This window comes from Paraburkholderia sp. BL10I2N1 (assembly GCF_004361815.1).
Taxonomy (GTDB): domain Bacteria; phylum Pseudomonadota; class Gammaproteobacteria; order Burkholderiales; family Burkholderiaceae; genus Paraburkholderia.
The window spans coordinates 2,677,070-2,696,902 of the sequence record NZ_SNWA01000001.1; the positions used below are offsets into that span (position 1 = coordinate 2,677,070).

General features: G+C 61.6%; 17 protein-coding genes, 1 tRNA gene and 1 pseudogene. 16 read left to right on the forward strand and 3 right to left on the reverse strand.

All coding sequences use genetic code 11. From position 1 onward, the window contains the following. The first annotated feature begins 48 nt into the window (after positions 1–48). The 8 genes from infC to B0G77_RS12605 all read left to right on the forward strand — a co-directional run bounded on the left by infC (position 49) and on the right by B0G77_RS12605 (position 6,222). Positions 49–573, forward strand: coding sequence for a translation initiation factor IF-3 (infC, locus tag B0G77_RS12570; RefSeq protein WP_133662423.1), 525 nt, complete (start codon positions 49–51; stop codon positions 571–573). A gap of 259 nt (positions 574–832) precedes the next feature. After that, positions 833–1,030, forward strand: coding sequence for a 50S ribosomal protein L35 (gene rpmI, locus B0G77_RS12575; RefSeq protein ID WP_006052501.1), 198 nt, complete (start codon positions 833–835; stop codon positions 1,028–1,030). Between the two features lie 29 nt (positions 1,031–1,059). Then, entirely contained in the window at positions 1,060–1,419 is a 360-nt protein-coding gene (gene rplT, locus B0G77_RS12580; protein ID WP_006052502.1) for a 50S ribosomal protein L20, read from the forward strand. Between the two features lie 158 nt (positions 1,420–1,577). Continuing rightward, positions 1,578–2,591 (forward strand): phenylalanine--tRNA ligase subunit alpha, encoded by a 1,014-nt coding sequence (pheS, locus tag B0G77_RS12585; protein WP_166656150.1) that lies wholly within the window; start codon positions 1,578–1,580, stop codon positions 2,589–2,591. Between the two features lie 130 nt (positions 2,592–2,721). After that, positions 2,722–5,154 carry a phenylalanine--tRNA ligase subunit beta gene (pheT, locus tag B0G77_RS12590; RefSeq protein WP_133662425.1) on the forward strand — a complete coding sequence of 811 codons (2,433 nt, stop codon included), beginning with the start codon at positions 2,722–2,724 and terminating at the stop codon, positions 5,152–5,154. A 58-nt stretch (positions 5,155–5,212) separates the two neighbouring features. Next, complete coding sequence (locus B0G77_RS12595; RefSeq protein ID WP_133662426.1) at positions 5,213–5,626, forward strand: integration host factor subunit alpha; 414 nt, start codon at positions 5,213–5,215, stop codon at positions 5,624–5,626. A 52-nt stretch (positions 5,627–5,678) separates the two neighbouring features. Further along, positions 5,679–6,080, forward strand: coding sequence for a MerR family transcriptional regulator (locus tag B0G77_RS12600; RefSeq protein WP_133662427.1), 402 nt, complete (start codon positions 5,679–5,681; stop codon positions 6,078–6,080). 65 nt (positions 6,081–6,145) lie between these two features. After that, positions 6,146–6,222 (forward strand) — tRNA-Pro (locus tag B0G77_RS12605). Between the two features lie 599 nt (positions 6,223–6,821). Here B0G77_RS12605 and B0G77_RS12610 read toward each other — a convergent pair. Then, entirely contained in the window at positions 6,822–7,865 is a 1,044-nt protein-coding gene (locus B0G77_RS12610; RefSeq protein WP_133662428.1) for a rod shape-determining protein, read from the reverse strand. A gap of 317 nt (positions 7,866–8,182) precedes the next feature. Here B0G77_RS12610 and B0G77_RS12615 point away from each other — a divergent pair, with 317 nt between their 5' ends. The 3 genes and pseudogenes from B0G77_RS12615 to B0G77_RS12630 all read left to right on the forward strand — a co-directional run. Continuing rightward, on the forward strand, positions 8,183–8,563 hold the full coding sequence (locus tag B0G77_RS12615) for a hypothetical protein (RefSeq protein WP_133664123.1): 381 nt from the start codon (positions 8,183–8,185) through the stop codon (positions 8,561–8,563). A 6-nt stretch (positions 8,564–8,569) separates the two neighbouring features. Further along, on the forward strand, positions 8,570–8,794 hold the full coding sequence (locus B0G77_RS12620; RefSeq protein WP_133662429.1) for a hypothetical protein: 225 nt from the start codon (positions 8,570–8,572) through the stop codon (positions 8,792–8,794). A gap of 317 nt (positions 8,795–9,111) precedes the next feature. Further along, positions 9,112–9,390, forward strand: a pseudogene (locus B0G77_RS12630) (IS5/IS1182 family transposase); the annotation flags it as partial. A gap of 80 nt (positions 9,391–9,470) precedes the next feature. Here B0G77_RS12630 and B0G77_RS12635 read toward each other — a convergent pair. Both B0G77_RS12635 and B0G77_RS12640 read right to left on the reverse strand, forming a co-directional pair. After that, a complete protein-coding gene (locus tag B0G77_RS12635; RefSeq protein ID WP_133662431.1) occupies positions 9,471–10,847 on the reverse strand; it encodes an ATP-binding protein in 1,377 nt (458 codons plus the stop codon). After that, positions 10,834–11,517 (reverse strand): response regulator transcription factor, encoded by a 684-nt coding sequence (locus B0G77_RS12640; RefSeq protein ID WP_133662432.1) that lies wholly within the window; start codon positions 11,515–11,517, stop codon positions 10,834–10,836. Before B0G77_RS12640 ends, B0G77_RS12635 begins: the two co-directional genes overlap by 14 nt. Positions 11,518–11,677: 160 nt before the next feature. On the opposite strand from B0G77_RS12640, the gene B0G77_RS12645 reads away from it, so the two are divergent. The 5 genes from B0G77_RS12645 (at position 11,678) to B0G77_RS12665 (ending at position 19,700) form a co-directional block, all read left to right on the forward strand. Then, positions 11,678–12,355 carry a response regulator transcription factor gene (locus tag B0G77_RS12645; protein WP_133662433.1) on the forward strand — a complete coding sequence of 226 codons (678 nt, stop codon included), beginning with the start codon at positions 11,678–11,680 and terminating at the stop codon, positions 12,353–12,355. Between the two features lie 147 nt (positions 12,356–12,502). Beyond that, a complete protein-coding gene (locus tag B0G77_RS12650; protein WP_133662434.1) occupies positions 12,503–13,972 on the forward strand; it encodes an efflux transporter outer membrane subunit in 1,470 nt (489 codons plus the stop codon). Further along, on the forward strand, positions 13,969–15,180 hold the full coding sequence (locus B0G77_RS12655) for an efflux RND transporter periplasmic adaptor subunit (protein WP_133662435.1): 1,212 nt from the start codon (positions 13,969–13,971) through the stop codon (positions 15,178–15,180). The genes B0G77_RS12650 and B0G77_RS12655 overlap by 4 nt, the downstream gene beginning before the upstream one ends. Beyond that, entirely contained in the window at positions 15,177–18,290 is a 3,114-nt protein-coding gene (locus B0G77_RS12660; protein ID WP_133662436.1) for an efflux RND transporter permease subunit, read from the forward strand. The genes B0G77_RS12655 and B0G77_RS12660 overlap by 4 nt, the downstream gene beginning before the upstream one ends. A gap of 180 nt (positions 18,291–18,470) precedes the next feature. Then, on the forward strand, positions 18,471–19,700 hold the full coding sequence (locus B0G77_RS12665; protein WP_133662124.1) for an ISL3 family transposase: 1,230 nt from the start codon (positions 18,471–18,473) through the stop codon (positions 19,698–19,700). Positions 19,701–19,833 lie beyond the last annotated feature (133 nt).

A 19,833-nucleotide genomic window follows, 5' to 3' on the forward strand; every position in this document is an offset into this window, starting at 1 on the left:
CCACTTGGCAGCGCGGCTCGTTTTTTTAATTTTTAGAGGAAACGTAACATCGCTACTGATAAGTCGTCGCATCGCATCAACGGTGAAATTACTGCGCCTGAGGTGCGTCTGGTCGGAGTCGAGAACGAACCGCTCGGCATCGTAAAACTCGCCGATGCTTTCCGCATGTCGGAACAGCAAGACGTGGATCTGGTTGAAATCGCCCCGCAGGCGGTCCCGCCGGTTTGCCGCTTGATGGATTACGGCAAGTTCAAGTACCAGGAAGCGAAAAAGCAGCACGAGGCCAAGCTCAAGCAGAAGGTCATCCAGGTTAAGGAAGTCAAATTCCGCCCGGGTACCGATGACGGCGATTACAACGTCAAACTGCGCAACCTGATTCGCTTCCTCGAAGACGGCGACAAGACAAAAATCACGTTGCGTTTCCGCGGCCGCGAAATGGCTCACCAGGAAATTGGTATGCGCATGCTCGAACGTCTGCGCACAGACCTGGATGAAGTCGGCGCGGTCGAGCAGATGCCGAAAATGGAAGGGCGCCAGATGATCATGGTGCTGGGCCCAAAGAAGAAGAAGTAAGCGGCAATTGCGCATCGTTCGGTGCGCGCCGTTCAGGTTGTGTCAGGAATATGTAGTCTCCTTCGGCGCAGGGTTGCGGCTGTCGGCGGAAGTGGCAGGTTTCGGAAGCGCGTCTGCGTAGCGGGTGCGTCTCCTGAAAAGGCGGCGGCCAGTATCATCGGCCGGCTGCATACCAAGTGGAGTGGGTTTCGAAGGGCGGGTGAAGGGCTGTCAGGGCCAACCGCACACCCATATCCATCTAATAATGGAGTTGTTCGTCATGCCTAAGATGAAGACCAAGAAGAGTGCTGCAAAGCGCTTCGTGGTGCGTCCGGGTGGTACCGTCAAGCGCGGTCAAGCCTTCAAGCGCCACATTCTTACCAAGAAGACCACCAAGAACAAGCGTCACCTGCGCGGTTCCACGGCAGTTCATGATTCCGATCTGAACTCCGTCCGTGCGATGCTGCCGTTCGCCTAACCCTTAACCGAAACTCATAGGAGCGAAACATGCCTCGAGTAAAACGTGGGGTTACCGCACGGGCCCGCCACAAGAAGATCATCAAGCTGGCCAAGGGTTACCGCGGCCGTCGTAATAATGTCTATCGCATCGCCAAGCAGGCGGTCATGCGCGCAGGCCAGTACGCCTACCGCGATCGCCGCAACAAGAAGCGTGTGTTCCGCGCATTGTGGATCACGCGTATCAACGCGGCGGTGCGCCAGCACGACATGACATACAGCGTGTTCATCAATGGCCTGAAGAAGGCTTCGATCGAACTCGACCGCAAGGTGCTGGCCGACATGGCTGTGTTCGACAAGGCCGCTTTTGCTGCGATCGTTCAGCAGGTGAAAGCCGCCGTTGCAGCCTGATTGCGCTCTTAGCAAATCGCACTGCGTGGTTCGTTGCAGCGAAGATCCGGTAGTCTCGGTGACGCTGCAACAAAAACGGGGCTCCTCACCGAGCCCCTTTTTTGTTGGTCGAGCCTCTTTTGCTCGCATTGAATACTGACGTTGAAAAGATGGGATCAATGGATCTGGACCAGATTGTCGCCGACGCGCAAAAAGCCTTCGAACACGCCTCTGACATCACGACGTTAGAAAACGAGAAAGCCCGTTTTCTCGGCAAGTCGGGTGCGCTGACCGAACTGTTGAAGGGCCTTGGCAAGCTCGATCCCGAGGCTCGCAAGACTGAAGGCGCACGTATCAATGTCGCCAAGCAGCAAGTGGAAGCCGCACTTACGGCGCGTCGCCGGGCGCTGGCCGAGGCGCTGCTGAATCAGCGCCTCGCCGCCGAAGCCATCGACGTCACGTTGCCCAGTCGCGGGGTCGGAGCAGGCAGCTTGCATCCGGTCATGCGCACATGGGAACGTGTCGAACAGATTTTCCGTACGATCGGATTCGACGTAGCCGACGGCCCCGAAATTGAAACCGACTGGTATAACTTCACCGCACTGAATAGCCCGGAAAATCATCCGGCCCGTTCGATGCAGGACACCTTCTACATCGACGGTAAGGATGCGGACGGCCGTCAGCTTTTGCTGCGCACGCACACGAGCCCGATGCAGGTGCGCTACGCCCGCACCAACACACCGCCGATCAAGGTTATCGTGCCGGGCCGCACCTACCGTGTCGACAGCGATGCTACCCACTCGCCGATGTTCAACCAGGTTGAAGGCCTGTGGATTGACGAGAACATCAGCTTCGCAGACCTGAAGGGCGTCTACACCGACTTCCTCAAGAAATTTTTCGAGCGCGACGACATACTCGTGCGCTTCCGCCCATCTTATTTTCCGTTCACCGAACCGTCGGCCGAAATCGACATGATGTTCGAGCAGGGCAAGAACGCGGGCAAATGGCTCGAGATTTCCGGCTCTGGCCAGGTTCACCCGACAGTGATCCGTAACATGGGCCTCGATCCTGAACGGTATATCGGCTTTGCATTCGGCAGCGGCCTGGAGCGGCTGACAATGCTGCGTTACGGCGTGCAGGACCTGCGTCTGTTCTTCGAAAACGACCTTCGTTTCCTGCGGCAATTCGCATAACGCACAACGTCACTCGCGACCGGAGCGGGCGCGCATGATCCAGAGGATGTGCACGCCACAAGCGGCGTCGCCGATGGACTCAAACGAAACCGCCGGACGTAGACCTAACCTGTTTAGAACGTAAAGAACCATGCTATTCCCTGAATCCTGGCTGAGAAGCTTTGCTGATCCGAAGATGACGACGGACGAACTGTCGCACGCATTGACGATGGCGGGCCTCGAAGTCGAAGGGCTGAGCCCAGCGGCGCCGCCCACGTCGAAGGTCGTGGTTGGCCGTGTGCTCGAAGTGGTCAAGCACCCGGACGCCGACAAGCTCAATGTGTGTCAGGTCGACGCGGGCACAGGCGCCACGCTCAATATCGTCTGCGGCGCGCCGAATGTCGCGCCGGGCATCAAGGTGCCGGTTGCGCTGGTTGGCGCAAAGCTGCCGCCGGCCGAAGAGGGAGGTGCATCGTTCGAGATCAAGCTGTCGAAGCTGCGCGGCGTCGAGAGCCAGGGCATGCTGTGCTCGGCGCGCGAACTGAAGCTGTCGGAGGATCATAGCGGCCTCCTGATTCTGCCGGAAGATACGCCGATCGGTCAGGATATCCGCGAGACGCTCAATCTCGACGATACGATCTTCGAAATCAAGCTGACGCCGAACAAGGCGGATTGTCTGTCGGTGTTCGGTGTTGCGCGCGAAACGTCCGCGATCACTGGTGCACCGTTGCGTCCGCTCGAGATCAAGCCGGTCGCCGTGAAGCTCAACGAAACGTTGCCCGTGAGGATTTCTGCTCCGGACCTGTGCGGCCGTTTCTCAGGGCGCGTGATTCGCGGCGTCAATGCACACGCGAAGACGCCGCAATGGATGGTTGAGCGCCTCGAGCGTTCCGGCCAGCGCAGCATTTCCGCCCTCGTCGATATTTCGAACTATGTGATGCTCGAACTAGGCCGTCCGTCGCACGTGTTCGACCTCGACAAGATCCATGGCGGCATCGACGTCCGTTGGGGGCGTCGTGGCGAAACGCTGAAGCTGTTGAACGGCAACACAGTCCAACTCGATGAAACCGTCGGCGTCATCGCGGACGATCAGCACGTCGAAAGTCTTGCCGGCATCATGGGAGGCGACAGCACGGCCGTCACGCTCGACACGACCAACATCTATCTCGAAGCCGCTTTCTGGTGGCCCGACAGCATCCGCGGCCGCGCACGCAAGTACAACTTCTCGACGGATGCAGCGCATCGCTTCGAGCGCGGCGTCGACTACTCGACGACCGTCGAGCATATCGAGCGCATCTCGCAACTGATCCTCGACATCTGTGGCGGCGAAGCCGGTCCGGTGGACGATCAGATCGTCAATATCCCGCAGCGGGCATCGGTAAAGATGCGTGTTGCGCGGGCGAACCGGATCATCGGCGTCACGATCAACGCTGATGAAATCGCGGAGATCTTCACGCGTCTCGGCCTCGAATTTGAGCGCGATGGCGAGATGTTTTCGGTGACGCCGCCGTCGTACCGCTTCGACATCGAAATCGAAGAAGACCTGATCGAGGAAGTCGCACGCATTTACGGCTTCGAAAGGATTCCGGCGCGCCCGCCCGTTGCGACGAGCGAAATGCGCCGCACCAACGAAACGCAGCGGTCGATCCACGAGATCCGTCATGCGCTCGCTGCGCGTGACTACGCCGAGACCGTGAACTTCAGCTTCGTCGATGCCGAGTGGGAGCAGGACTTCGCCGGAAACGACAACCCGGTGCGCCTGCTGAATCCGATTGCAAGCCAGATGTCAGTGATGCGCACGACGCTGTTCGGCAGTTTGATCAGCGTGCTGCGCTCCAACCTGAATCGTCGCGCGGACCGCGTTCGTGTGTTCGAGGCGGGCCGTGTCTTCCTGTGCGATCCGTCGATCAAGGCCGGCGAGCTGACGGTCGAAGGTTTCGCGCAGCCGAAGATGGTGGGTGGGCTGGCATACGGACCGGCTCTGGATGAGCAGTGGGGCGCGCCGTCGCGTGCGGTCGATTTCTTCGATGTAAAGGGCGACCTGGAAGCCCTGTTTGCGCCGGCGGTGGCGCGTTTCGTCAAGACCGGGCATCCGGCTCTGCATCCGGGGCGCAGCGCGCGCGTCGAACTGCATGGTCGTGCGGTGGGCTGGATTGGCGAATTGCATCCTCGCTGGATGCAGAAATACGATTTACCGAATGCGCCGATCCTGTTTGAAATTGAAGCTGACGCATTAATGCAGCGCGCTTTGCCGAGCCCGACAGAAGTGTCGAAGTTCCCGCCGGTGCGACGTGATATTGCGGTTGTCGTCGATCAGAAAATCGAGGTTCAGGCGATTCTCGACGAGATCCAAAAGGCGCTTTCCGAGGATGCCTGCAAGACAATCCAGAGGGTTGCGCTTTTCGATGAATTTCGTCCAAAATCAAATACTTCCGGTGGGTTGGCACCCAACGAGAAAAGCCTTGCGTTCCGTGTGACCTTGCAAGATACTGGCGGGACCCTTCAGGATGAAACGGTCGATCTGGCCATTAAAACCCTGGTGGATCGTCTGGCTCGAGTATATGGCGCACGGCTGCGCGGATAACCTTAAAACGGCTGTTTCCGCATTACCCGTTTCTGGTTAGCGCGCCATTTTATAGATTATGAACGAAATGAACTCGAGTGATTTCGAAGCCCTTCTTACGGCGCAGCGTAGCGCCATGATTCGCGATATTCCGACATCACCCGCCAGTGCGTCGGCCGAAACGCCGACGCTGACCAAGGCCGAGCTTGCCGAGTTGCTGTTCGACAATGTCGGACTCAACAAGCGCGAGGCGAAGGACATGGTCGAAGCGTTCTTCGAGGTGATTCGCGATGCGCTGGAGAGCGGCGACAGCGTGAAGCTGTCCGGGTTCGGCAACTTCCAGTTGCGCGACAAGCCGCAGCGTCCGGGCCGCAATCCGAAGACTGGTGAGGCGATTCCGATTGCCGCGCGTCGCGTCGTGACGTTCCATGCAAGTCAAAAGTTGAAGGCGCTAGTTGAGAGCGGCGCTGAGGCGAGCTTCGCGCGGTCCTAGCTATCGCGTGTTTCGTGCGTTTTCTTGCGCAACCCACCACAGCTAACTGACGATGACAGCGACGATCGAAAAAGTCGTCTTGCCTCCGATTCCAGCGAAGCGCTACTTCACGATCGGCGAAGTCAGCGAACTGTGCGGTGTGAAACCGCATGTGCTGCGCTACTGGGAGCAGGAGTTCACGCAGTTGAGGCCGGTCAAGCGGCGCGGTAACCGACGGTATTATCAGCACCATGAAGTGCTGCTAATCCGACGGATTCGCGAGTTGCTGTACGAGCAGGGTTTTACGATTAACGGCGCGCGCAACCGTCTCGACTCGCATGGTCCGGGACAGGGTGGGCCGGTGGAGATGGAGGAACAGGTGGTTGAACCGGTGGCAGTGCAGCCGGCAACGGTGGTCGATATCGATCAGTTGCGCAAGGAGTTGCTGCATGTGATTGATCTGTTGAGTCACTGATTGTGCTTTTTGTCGGATGTCAGCGGTTCTAATCGGATGAAGGGTCTGTTATACTTTTGTGCTTTCGGGGCGTAGCGCAGCCTGGTAGCGTACCTGCATGGGGTGCAGGTGGTCGGAGGTTCAAATCCTCTCGCCCCGACCAGACTAGATAAGGCTCTCAGGTTTTGCCCTGAGAGCCTTTTTCTATTCCTGCCGTTCATTACCAGCAAGGGTTTGCGGGATTTCGCGTAAACTCTGTCTAATTATAACAAGCGCCGCAGGTACGCTACCTGCGGCGGCCGATGCATTGTCTGCGTAGACAGGTTCGGCGATGGAATTCCCACCTGGCACCTTGAATAAAGCCGTCCTCGAAGTCGGCTCGATGCGGAGCCTGCTCTGCATCGCAGCACTCAATGCAAAGGGAGAACCCGGCCGGGATGTGTTACAAAGGACTGCGGAATAATGCATTTGAGCGTTGATCGCCTGGCCGGGCAAGGTGGAGCGGCGAGGAAACGGTGACCACGTCACGGGTACCGTTCCCGATTCACTGTTACGGTCAGCATCTGTGCTGCGCCTTAAACGTCTACGGCCGTTCGATCGCGCTCTCCTGTGGACATTCGAACGTCGGCTTCACTCAGAGATGCGACGCTCCGCGCTGCAGCACCGGTCCCGAGCATGTCCCGGGAGGCGGGGTATGCGGCAATAGAAATTGACCAGGCCTGGCCGCCGCAGAGTCCGTATCTTGCGACAGTGCCGCCACGCTCATTCGTAGGCGAAGACGCTGCCGAATTTGTCCATGCGTTCGAGCGCCATGCCCGAGCCGCGCACGACACAGGTCAGCGGGTCTTCGGCAACGAACACCGGTAGACCGGTCTCCTCGGCGAGCAGCCGATCGAGGTCGCGCAGAAGTGCTCCGCCGCCCGCGAGCATGATGCCGCGCTCGGCGATATCGGCGCCGAGTTCCGGCGGCGTTTGCTCGAGCGCGATCTTGATCGCCGATACGATCTGGTTCAGCGGATCGGTGAGGGCTTCGAGGATCTCATTGCTGGAGACCGTGAAGCTGCGTGGTATGCCTTCTGACATGTTTCGGCCCTTCACTTCCATTTCCTTGACTTCCGAACCCGGGAAAGCTGAGCCGATTGCCTTCTTGATGGCTTCGGCGGTTTGTTCGCCGATCAGCATTCCATAGTTGCGGCGGATATAGTTGACGATGGCTTCGTCGAACTTGTCGCCGCCGACGCGCACGGAACCTTTGTACACGATGCCGCCGAGCGAAATGACACCCACTTCGGTGGTGCCGCCGCCGATATCGACAATCATCGAGCCAGTCGCTTCAGACACGGGCAGGCCTGCGCCGGTTGCGGCGGCCATGGGCTCTTCGATGAGGTACACCTGCGACGCGCCCGCACTATGCGCGGCTTCCTTGATTGCACGTCGTTCGACCTGGGTGGACCCGCACGGCACGCAGATAATGATGCGCGGCGACGGCGCAAATATGCGCGGTGCGTGCACCATCCGGATAAACTGTTTGATCATCTGCTGGGTGATGTTGAAGTCGGCGATCACGCCGTCCTTCATCGGGCGGATGGCTTCAATGTTGCCCGGCACCTTGCCAAGCATCTCCTTGGCTTCCTTGCCAACTGCCAGAATGGTCTTTTTGCCATTCGGGCCGCCTTCCTGACGAATCGACACGACCGAAGGTTCGTCAAGGACGATGCCCTTGCCGCGCATGTAGATCAGCGTGTTTGACGTGCCGAGATCAATCGCGAGGTCGTTGGGAAAGTAGCTGCGCAGAAAACCGAACATTGAAAATCCGTCTCGCTTGATGGCAGGCGCTGGGCTTACCACGTGCGACCATGCGGCGGTCGGGAGAGGAAAGAATAGCAGCTCTGGAAACCGGGAGACGCCGGGTGGCACGCATGAGGCTATCTAAGGGGTGCCGCCGCCTGGACGTAACGGCCGGGTTGGAGGTAAATTCGGCGACCGTTGACGAGTTCGCCTTTGGCGATCTCATTGCTCGATCAATACGGCTTCGCGGGCGCAGAATGGGCACGGCAACAATGCTGATGGTTGGTCGTTGGTGGTCATGCTAGGATTCCTCGCAAACCACCATGGAGACCGCGATGCCGTATTTCTGCGAAAACGTTGAATGTCGCGCCGTGCTGGCCCGCGGACAGATCAAAGCGATCTGCGAGAACGAAGGGTTCTGCTTCCATTGCCCAGACTGCGAAGTGCGCAATGAGTTGAACATCGGCCTTCCCGGCGGTCCCGTTGAGTTGGTTCAACCGGAGAGATCTGCGCTCCCGCACAAGGTGACTGCAGCTGCTCGACCACTGGAGGACGGCAGGTATGCAGCGCATTTGAGCATCCAAAAGGCACTCGGCATGAAGGGTCCTTACGCGGTCGAGGAACATTGGGAGCAGCTTGGTGTATTCCGTGATGCGCAAGACGCCGTCGCGCATGCGAAGTCCGTAGCGGCAGACTGGTTGGATAGGAAAGCGTAGTCCGGAGTGGAACTCTGGATTCAGCCCTGCGATGCGTGCGCGGATCTTCACGGTCAGCGCGCGACCGTTGATCCGCACGACGACCTGGCGCTCAAGGGCGCAGGTGTTTTGAAGGGCGACGTGGTGGAACTGCACTACATCTGCAAGCGGTGCGGTGCCGCGTTCACACGCATTCTTGCCGGACCGCCCGGACAACAGACCTGGATGCTGCTGAATGCCGGCCAGCATTGAGGCCGGGCCAGGCGTTCCTTCATGCTACGATTCCTTCAGAGGTAAGGAGGCTGCCATGGAAGAGCGACAAGAGCATCGGGGCTTTGCTATTACCGTCAGCACGCGGGACCATCGCGACGGAGGGTCGACAGTTACTTTGTTGATCGAGCGTCTGTCCAAGGGGGGTGCCACCCACGAGGCATCTCCTGCACCCAAGCCCGAGCGGTATCAATCCCCGCTCATTGGGCAGGCGGCGGTAGGCGAGGCGATGCACCGTGCAATACACGCGATCGATGACGCCTTGGGGCCCCGTGACCCCTTCGGGGACTAAGTCCACCACTTCGGGCGCAAAGGCCGACGGCCGCTTCGATCAGGCCGACTTCATCTACATCGCCAGGGATGACGAATATCAATGACCGGCTGGGCAGCGGGCCATCTACCGATACAGTCCGATTGAACGCAGCGGCATGACATGGCGAACCTACTGGAGCAGTGCCTGTCAGCGCCGCCCCATCAAGAGCCAGTGTAAGCCGGCCGATTACCGGCGCATCCGCCTGTGGGAACGCGAAGCGATGCAGCGCCGGCTGGATCGCCAGCCCGACGCGATGACGCCGCGTTCCTCCATGCCAGGATCCTCGCTTGACAGATTTCGAAGATGCAATGAATACGGTTTTCCTGCACCGTGGCTACCAATCGATCATCGGCTATCTGCCAGATGACTTTGCGCGGGCTTGAACAGACTGATTTCGCAACCGACGGCCGCGTCATGGAACTCGAGCACCATGCCGTGCATGCCGGCCACGGCGGCGGCAAGACTGAGCCCCAGGCCGCTGCCGGGCGTATGGCGGCTGCCCTCGCCGCGATAGAAACGACGCAGGACGGCATCGCGCTCGGCCGGCGCGATGCCCGGCCCATTGTCCTGGACCGTCACGCCAGCGCCTTTTTCGTCGTGCCACAGCGTGATACGCACGAGTCCGCCGTGCGGCGCGAACTTGATGGCGTTTTCCACCAGGTTCGCCAGTGCCTCGAACAGCAGGTTCGGATCGCCCTGGATCTCCAGCGGCCCGGACACAGTCCGCTGCAGTTCGAAGGCGATCTGCCTGTCTTCGGCAGTCGGCTCGTAGAACTCGAACACATCGTCGGCGACGGCGGCCAGATCGACGCTGGTGAAGCCGGCGCGGCGCACGCCGCTTTCGATTTCCGAAATACGCAGCAGTGCGTTGAAAGTGCGTAGCAGGCCGCTGGTTTCCACGATGCTTTCATCAATTGCCGCGCGATACTCCGCCTCGGTTCTGGCGCGCCGTTGCGCACGTTCGAGTCCGCCGAGCATCCGCGTGAGCGGTGTGCGCAGATCGTGCGCAATCGCATCGCACACACCTTTGACCTCGTTCATCAGGCGCTCGATTTCGTCGAGCATCCCGTTCACGACGCCGACCAGGCGATCCACGTCGTCGCGTTTCGAATGCACCGGCAAACGTCTGCTGAGATTGCCGGCGACGATTTCTTCGATCGACGCGGTCACCGCATCGAGCCGCCGCATCGCCGAAATACCAATCAGGCTCGCCCCGATCAGGCCGATCACGAGCGTGATCATCGCGGTGGAGAGCAATGCATGCAGCAGTTCGTCGTCGAAGTGGTCGAGTTCGAGGGTGTTCTGGCATTGCAGGGCGATGCGGCTATCGGGCACGCGCGCTGCGATGCATCGGCCAGGGGGGTGGCCCGGCAGATTGGCGAGGCGCATCGAAAACGGCTTGTCGAAGACGGGGATCGCCGGCTGATCGCCCGAAAGGCCCCCGGCAAGATGTTTGCCGCTGGCGTCGAACAGGCCGAAAGGACGCTGACGGCGCGGATCGAACTGGTTCTGATGTTCGAATCGCGCGATCAGTTCGTCCGGCGCTTCGCGTTTCAACTGTGCGTGCTCGCGAATCAGCCAGTCGTCGATGCGTTCCTGCTCGAAGCCGGTGATCTCGCGGTACAGGTAACCGAACAGCAGCAACGCGATCACGCCAAACAGCACCAGAAACAGCGTGGCGAGGCGAAAGCCGGTGGTGCGGTGCAGTTCAGTCAGGCGCATGCAGCATGTACCCCGAACCGCGCACGGTATCGATCATTGGAGCCGTCCCGTCCGGGTCGAGCTTCTTTCTGAGACGGCTGATGTGCACGTCGATCACGTTGGTCCGCTCGTCGAGCCGGTAGTCCCATACCGCTTCGAACAGCATGGTACGGCTCACCACCTGGCCTTCATGCTGCATCAGGTATTCGAGCAGCCGGTACTCGCGCGGCAGCAACTGTACTGCGCGGCCGGCGCAGGTCACTTCGCGTTTGAGCGGGTCCAGACGCAACGGGCCGACCTGGTACTCCTGCACACCGGGCGCCGCCTCGCGCCGGCGCATCAACGCATCGAGCCGCGCGGTCAGCTCGATGAACTCGAACGGCTTGGTCAGATAGTCGTCGCCGCCGGCGCGCAGACCACGCACTCGTTCGTCGACCGCGGACAGCGCGCTCAGGATCAGCACCGGCGTGAGCACGCCGGCGCTGCGCAACGCCGACAGCATGCCAAGCCCTTCGAGTCCGCCCGGCAACATGCGATCGAGCACGATGGCGTCATAGTTGTTGGCGACCGCGAGCATCAGACCGTCGCGGCCGGTGCTGGCGGTTTCGACCTTGCAGCCGTGATCGGCGAGCGCTTCGACGATCTCCGCGAGAGTCTGCTCGTCGTCCTCGACGACCAATACGTTCGACATGCTTTTTTCCAGAAATGGGCGAGCGTCGAAGCTGCGCCAGCCGGCCGTTTTACGCTACGCTCGTACCTACGATGTCCGCAGTATGCCGCGCGAAGCTGCACAGGCATTTCGCGCCAACATGAAAAAATTTTAATGTAAGCCCCGATTGCCCCGATTGCGCATGCGAATCCTGCTGATCGAAGACGATACGCGCGCGAGCCAGTTTCTGGCGCGTGGCCTGAGCGAGAGCGGTCTGATTGTCGACACCGTAGCCGACGGTGCGACCGGGCTCGCCTATGCGCGCGAGGGCATCTACGACGTGATTGTGACTGATCGGCGCTTGCCGGCGCTCGACGGCGTGGCACTCGTCCAGCAGTTGCGCGCCGGTGGGGATACGACGCCGGTGCTGATGCTGTCGGCGGTCGGTGGCCTGAACGAACGCGTGGAGGCGATTCGCGCAGGTTGCGACGACTATCTCGTCAAGCCGTATGCCTTCGTCGAAGTGCTGGCAAGAATCGAGGCGCTCGCGCGGCGGGCGGATCGTAGCAGGATGAGTGAGCGGCTCGAATGCGCGGATCTGGTGCTCGACACGCGGGCGCGGACAGCAAGCCGCGGCGGCCGCGATCTGCGTCTGCAGCACCGCGAATTTCTGTTGCTTGAATGTCTGGCGCGTCGCGAGGGGCAGGTCGTCACGCGCAGCATGCTGCTCGAGGCGGCGTGGAATTACGATTTCGAGCCGCGCGGCAACATTATCGACATGCACATGCATCGGCTGCGGGCGAAGGTGGATCGCGACTTCCCGGTGGCGCTGATTCATACGGTGGTCGGCGCGGGATACGTGCTGAACCCGGCGCCGTGACAGGCGCTGCAAGCCTTGCAAGCCCTGGCTCGGGCGCGCCGACGCGGCATGTTGCGCCCCATTAAATTTATTTAATCATTGGGCGAAAGCGCCGACAGGACCCGCTGGCTAATCTGGCGACATTTCCAGTTGCCGGAGCGTTCTCCCATGTCAGGACTGTCCCGATCGGCGCCGCTTCCGCGCGCCGTCAGTCCTCCTGCACCCCTATCGTGCCTGCGCGCCGCCTTGTGTGTGCTGGGCGTCGTATTGCTGGCCGGGTGTTCGCTTGTGCCTGCCTGGCAACGGCCGGGCGTGCCGCTGGCGCAATCCTTCGACGGCGCGGCTGGCGGATCGCTCGCCGATACCGTGCCCGTCAGAAGCGGCTGGTGGCGCGAGTATCACGACCCCGCGCTCGACGCGCTGGTCGAGCGCAGCCTGCGCAACAACCTCACGCTGGCGTCAGCGATTGCGAGCGTCGAACAGGCGCGCGGCAACGCCGAGAAAGCCGGCGCGCCGCAGTATCCATCGCTTTCGCTCGGCGCCACATTCGATCGCAGCCACCAGGGGCGCGGTTCGACCACCAAGAGCCAGAGCCTGTTCGCTGAAGCCAGTTACGAGGTCGACTTCTGGGGCTTCAACGCCGCCAACGCCAGCGCGGCGGACCTGCTCGCGCGCGCGTCCGGGTTCGATCGCGATACGGTGGCGCTGACGCTGACCGCATCGGTCACCGACACGTATTTTCAGGTGCAGAGCCTGCGCCGCCGGCTCGCGATTGCGCGTTCCATTTCTGACGATGCCGCGCACATTCTGCAACTGCTGCTCGCGCAGCAGCAGGCGGGCGTCGCGAGCGAATTGCAGGTGCAGCAGCAGCGCAACGCGCTCGCCACCTTCCAGGCGGCTGTGCCGGCGCTGCAAGAGCAGCTCGACACCAGCATTCATGCGCTGGCGGTGCTGGCGGGCACCGCGCCTGAACAATTCACGGTCAGCGACGCCGCGCTCGCCGACATCCCGATTCCCCAACCGCGCCCGAATCTGCCCGCGAGCCTGCTGGAAACGCGCCCCGACATCCGTTCGAAGGAGGCGCAGTTGCAGTCGGCGAATCAGAGTGTCGGCGCGGCGCGCGCGGCCTTTCTGCCGAACATCGTGCTGACCGCGGACGGCGGCCTGAGCAGCAGGTCGCTGTCGCAGTTCCTGTCGAGCCCGTTCGCCAGTCTGGCCACGTCGCTGGCAGCGCCCATCTTCGACGGCGGTGCGCTGCGTGGTCAGTTGCACGCGAGCCAGGCGGCCGAAGCGAAGGGCGTTGCGGATTACCGGCAGGCGGTGGTAACCGCGCTGCAGGACGTCGAAGATTCGCTGTCGGCGGCGCAACAGCAGGAACTCGCGGAAGCGGCTGACCAGCGCGCCGCCGACGCCGCCCGCAAGGCCGCCACGCTCGCGCAAGCCCAGTACAAGCTCGGTACCGTCGACTTTCTGACCGTGCTCGACGCGCAACGCACGCTGTTTCAGGCCGAAGACACGCTGGTGCAGGTGCGGCTCGCGCGCCTGCAGGCGTCGGTGAGCCTGTTTCGCGCGTTCGGCGGCGGCTTCGGCGTGACCGACAGCAGCACCGCTTCCTTTTCTACGCCTTCCCGCTCATGAAACCTGCAGACTCTCCGAACCACGAGGCGCCCCGCACGCGCCGCCGCGCGCCTCTCGTCATCGCGTGCGTGATCCTTGTCGCGATTCTGGTCGTGTGGTTCTGGCCGAAGCATCCGGCCGTCAAGGCGGCGGCCGCCGTGCCGGTCAATGCCGGCCATCCGGTGAACCGCGATTTTCCGATCCGCGTCGCCGCTGTGGGCACGGTTCAGGCGCTCAATACCGTGGACGTCAAGGTGCGCGTGGACGGCCAGTTGCAGCGCGTAGCCTTTACCGAAGGACAGGACGTCAAAGCCGGCCAGCTGCTCGCACAGCTCGATCAGGGACCGCTCACCGCCCAGTTGCATCAAGCGGAAGCGGCTCAGCGCAAAGATCAGGCATCGCTCGATAACGCGCGGCTCGATCTCGCACGTTACTCGAAACTGGTCGGCATCGGCGCGGCGACGACGCAGGCCGTGGATACCGCGAAGGCGCAAGTCGAGGCGCTCGCCGCGACCGTTGCAGCGGACGCCGCGCTGGTGCAGAGCGACCGGCTGCAACTGAGCTTCACCACGCTGGCCGCGCCGTTCACCGGACGCGTCGGCGCGCGCGAGGCCGATATCGGCGCAATCGTGCATCCGACCGACACGACGGGCATCGTCACCGTCACGCAGATGGAGCCGATCACCGTGCTGTTCTCGGTGCCGCAGGACGTGCTGCCCGAACTGCTCGCCAATCAGGCGAAAGCGCCGCTCGCGGTGAATGTCACCGCGCGTTCCGGCGATACCGCGCTCGCCGACGGCACGCTCGTGTTCATCGACAGCACGGTTGATGCCACCACCGGCCAGATCAAACTCAAGGCTTCGTTCACCAACACGGACCGCAAGCTGTGGCCCGGCGAACTGGTGAATGCGCGCGTGCTGATGCGCACCGATACACAGCGGCTCGCAGTGCCGAGCCGCGCGGTGGTGAACACGCAGAACGGCACGCAGCTGTACGTGATCGCCGCGAACGGTACGGCGCAAATGCGCCCGGTGCAAACTGGCGTCACCGTCGACGGTATGACGGAGATTCGCAGCGGCGTCGCGCCCACCGATCTGGTTGTGTTCGACGGACAAAGCCGGTTGAACCCGGGCGTGCATGTGGCGGCGACCACGGTAGCGGCGGTCGCCGAGGCGCCGGCCAATGCCAATCCGGCAGACAGCCTGGCGAATCAGGACAATCCGTCATGAGCCTGATGGAATTGTTCATCAAGCGGCGCATCGCGACCAGTTTTATGGCGATCGCGGTGTTGCTGGCCGGCGCGGTGGCGTATTTTCTGCTGCCCGTCGCGCCGCTGCCGCAGGTCGATTTTCCGACCATCCAGATCGTGGCGAAGTTGCCCGGCGCGAGCGCGGAGACCATGGCGACTTCGGTGGCGACGCCACTGGAGCGGCAACTCTCGCTGATTGCGGGCGTGACGCAGATGACGTCTTCCAGCTCGCTCGGCACCACCAGCATCGCCGTGCAGTTCGATCTGTCGCGCGATATCAACGGCGCAGCGCAGGACGTGCAGACGGCGATCAACGCGGCCGGCGGCACATTGCCGAAGAACCTGCCGAACCCGCCGACCTATGAGAAGGTCAACCCCGCCGACTTCACCTTGCTGTCACTGGCGCTGACTTCGCCCTCGCTCACGCTCACGCAACTCGACAGCTACGCCGAAGACTATCTCGCGCAACAGATCTCGCAGATGCCCGGCGTCGGTCTGGTTGATTTCCATGGCGAGCAGCGTCCCGCGGTGCGCATCCAGCTCGATCCGGACAAGCTCACCGCACGCGGCCTGACGCTCGAAGATGTGCGCTCGATCGTCGGTGTGCAGACGGTCAATGCACCGAAGGGCAGCCTGAACGGCCCGGACCGCTCGGTGATCTTTAACGCGACCGACCAGATCACCACCGCGTCGCAGTATCGCGATCTCGTGGTCGCGTACAAGAACGGCGCGCCGATTCGCGTCTCCGACCTCGGCACGGTGCTAAACGCCGCCGAAGACAATCAGCAAGCCGCATGGCTTCAGCACGAACGCGCGATCATTCTCGACGTTCACAAGCAGCCGGGCTACAACGTCGTGCAGACGATCGCCAACATCAAGGCGAAGTTGCCCGCGCTCGAAGCGACGCTGCCCGCGGCGGCGCATCTGCATGTGGTGGGCGATCGCACGCAGACCATCAATGCGTCAGTGCACGACGTGCAGTTCACGCTGATGCTGACGGTCGCGCTCGTCGTCATGGTGATTTTCTCGTTCCTTCGCAACGTATGGGCGACCATCATTCCAAGCCTGACGATTCCGCTTTCGCTGGTCGCCACCTTCGGCGTGATGTATCTGCTGGGCTATAGCCTCGACAATCTGTCGCTGATGGGGCTGACCATTGCGGTGGGCTTCGTGGTGGACGATGCGATCGTGGTGATCGAGAACGTGATGCGGCATATCGAAGAAGGCGTGCCAAGAATGAAGGCCGCGCTGCTCGGCGCGATGGAAGTGCGCTTCACCATCATCTCGATGACGATCTCACTGATCGCGGTGTTCATTCCGATCCTGTTGATGGGCGGCATCGTCGGCCGGCTGTTCCGCGAATTCGCGGTGACGGTGAGCGCGGCGATCGTGATGTCGGCGCTGGTATCGTTGACCGTCACGCCGATGCTGTGCGGCTGGCTGATCCGTTTGCCCGAGCCGGATGGCGGCGGCCGGGTGCGCAGGCTCGAAGCAGGGCTTGAAGCGGTCTTCACCGCCGTGGAGCGGCGCTACGAGCGCGGCCTCGATTGGGTACTGAACCGCCCGAAGCTGATGCTGGCTGTCACGGTGGCGACGATTGTCGCGACCGGCGCGTTGTTCGTCGTGATCCCGAAGGGATTTTTTCCGCAGGAAGACTCCGGTTTGATCATGGGCGTCGCACAGGCCGCGCCGGATATCTCGCCGCACTCGATGTCGCAGAAGATGCAGCAGCTTGGTCATCTGATCGAAGCCGATCCTGCCGTCGACAACGTCTACTACTGGATGGGTGCGAATCCGACCGTGAGCCAGGGGCGCGTCATGATCAACCTGAAGCCGTTCGGTCAGCGCAAGGACAGCGCCGCGCAGGTGCTCAACCGTTTGAAGCCGCAAGTGGCGAAGGTCATGGGCATTTCGCTGTCGATGCAGGTCCGGCAGGATATTCAGGTGGGTGGCCGCATCAGCGCTGCGCAGTATCAGTACACGTTGCAGGACCCCGACATCAGCGAGCTGAATCACTGGGCGGGCGTGCTGACCGATCGCCTGTCGAAGCTGCCGCAACTCGCCGACGTCACGTCCGACCAGCAGGCAGCCGCTACCAGTGCGACACTCGTGATCGACCGCAGCACGGCTTCGCGTTTCGGCATCACGGCGCAAGCCATCGACGACACGCTCTACGATGCATTCGGCCAGCGGCAGATTGCGACGCTGTTCACGCAGTTGAATCAGTATCACGTCATCGAAGAAGTCGATCCTGGCTTTCAATTGACGACGGACGCACTCGCGCATCTCTACGTGCGTTCGCCGCTGACGAACGAACTGGTGCCGCTCAACACGCTCGCCCGGATCGAAAACAATGTGTCGCCGATCTCGGTGAATCACCAGGGTTTGTTCCCGGCCGTGACGATCTCGTTCAATCTGGCGGCGGGTCAGTCGCTTGGCAACGCGGTGGCGGCGATTCACCAGGCCGAAGTCGCAGCAGGCAAGCCCGATAGTTTGACGGGCTCGTTTCAGGGCACGGCGCAAGCGTTCCAGGCGTCGCTCGCGAGTGAGCCGTATCTGATCGCTGCGGCGCTGGTGGTGGTCTATCTGATTCTCGGCATCCTGTACGAGAGCGCCATTCATCCGCTCACCATCATTTCGACGCTGCCCTCGGCGGGCGTGGGCGCCTTGCTTGCGTTGATGCTGTGCGGTCAGGATCTGTCGATCATGGGGATGATCGGCATCATCCTGCTGATTGGCATCGTCAAGAAGAACGCGATCATGATGATCGACTTCGCGCTGGTGGCCGAGCGCGATCAAGGCCTGTCGCCGCGTGAAGCGATCCGGCAGGCCTGTGTGCTGCGCTTCCGTCCAATCATGATGACGACGCTCGCCGCGCTGTTCGGCGCGCTGCCGCTCGCGCTCGGGCACGGCGCGGGTGCCGAATTGCGCGTGCCGCTCGGCATAGCGATTGTCGGCGGACTGATCGTTTCGCAAATGCTGACGTTGTTTACGACCCCGGTCGTGCACCTGTGGTTTGACCGTCTGTCGCATTGGCTCGCTGACCGGCGCGCGAAGGGCAGTGTGGTCGAGGAGCATATCGTCGGTTGACGGCCTTCAGCCTGCCTTGAGTTTTTCTGCCTATTTCAAATTCCGAGTGGCTGGTTTGGCGGGTCAAGTACGGGCGTCAGCCCGGCGAAGCGAATACTTGACGCGCGTTGAAGAAGTAAGCTGGGACAGGGCTGGTTGCGGCAGAATGCGGCAACCAGCCCTGCAAGACAACGTGAACCGATGAACCAGACCCAACTGTTTGAAGCCGCCTTGGGAATCAAGGCCCCGTGGTACGTGCAAGGCGTCGATTTCGATGCCGCGCGGCGTGAACTGACCATTGCCGTGGACTTTGTCGCGGGTACGCGCTTTCCCTATCCCGGCGTCGCGGGCGAGCATCCGGCTCACGACACCCAGATCAAGCGGCTGCGCCACCTCAACTTCTTTCAGCACGAGTGCTATCTGGAGGTTCGGGTGCCGCGGGTGCGTCTGCCGGACGGCTCGGTGCGCCTGGTCGAACCCGACTGGATAGGCAAGCTGGACGGCTTCACGCTGCTGTTTGAAGCGCTCGTGCTGACGCTGTGCCGGGAGATGACATTTGCCGCGGTGGCCCGCGTGGTGAACCTGTCGTGGCATCGGGTGAAGGCCATCTGTGACCGTTACGTGGACCTGGCCGTGGCCGCGACCGACCTGTCCGAAGTTACCGCGGTGGCCATTGACGAAACGTCGGCCCGACGTGGGCAGGACTATATCTCGCTGGTCGCCGACATGGACGCAAGGCGCGTGGTCTTCGTCACGCCAGGCAAGGATGCCGGCGTTGTCGAACGCTTTGCCCGGCACCTGGAGGAACATAATGCCACGCCTGCACAGATCGAATCGGTCAGCATCGACATGTCGGCTGCCTTCATCAAGGGCGTGGACGAACACCTGCCCGACGCGCGTGTGACCTTCGACAAGTTTCATGTCGTGGCGCATGCGTCCAAAGCGCTTGATGGTGTGCGCCGCGCGCAGCAGAAAACCGATCCCTCGCTGAAGGGCATGCGCTGGTCGCTGCTCAAGGATGCCGAGAAACTCGATCTCGCGCAACTGACCGATCTCGAGGCGCTGATCAGCCAGTACGCCACCAACCGCACGGCCCGAGCGTGGATGTACCGCGAGCAACTGCGCGAGATTCTCGATCGCAAACAGATCCACGTCGTCTCCAAAATGCTGCGCCGGTGGTGCGGCAACGTCATGCGTTCCAAGGTCGAGCCCATGAAGGACGTCGCGCGCATGATCCGTCGTCATTTCGACGGCATCATCGCGTGGGCGCAGACACGCCAGACCAATGGATTCATTGAGGCGATCAACGGCCTGTTTCAGGCCGCCAAGCGCAAGGCACGGGGATACGCCAGCTTCAAGACCATGCGCACCGTGCTGTTTCTCATCGCGGGCAAACTCGACTTCTCAGCACTCAATCCGCATGCCTCGTGAGCCGCATTACCCACTGCGCTTTTAAAAGAGCCGTTTTTCTTCCGTCACCGCGGCCGCCGTGCGCTGGCAGCAACCCATTCAATGCAAGCCGCTCGGTCTCCCGATTGGGGCGTACCGAGCAGTGCTGTCGGCC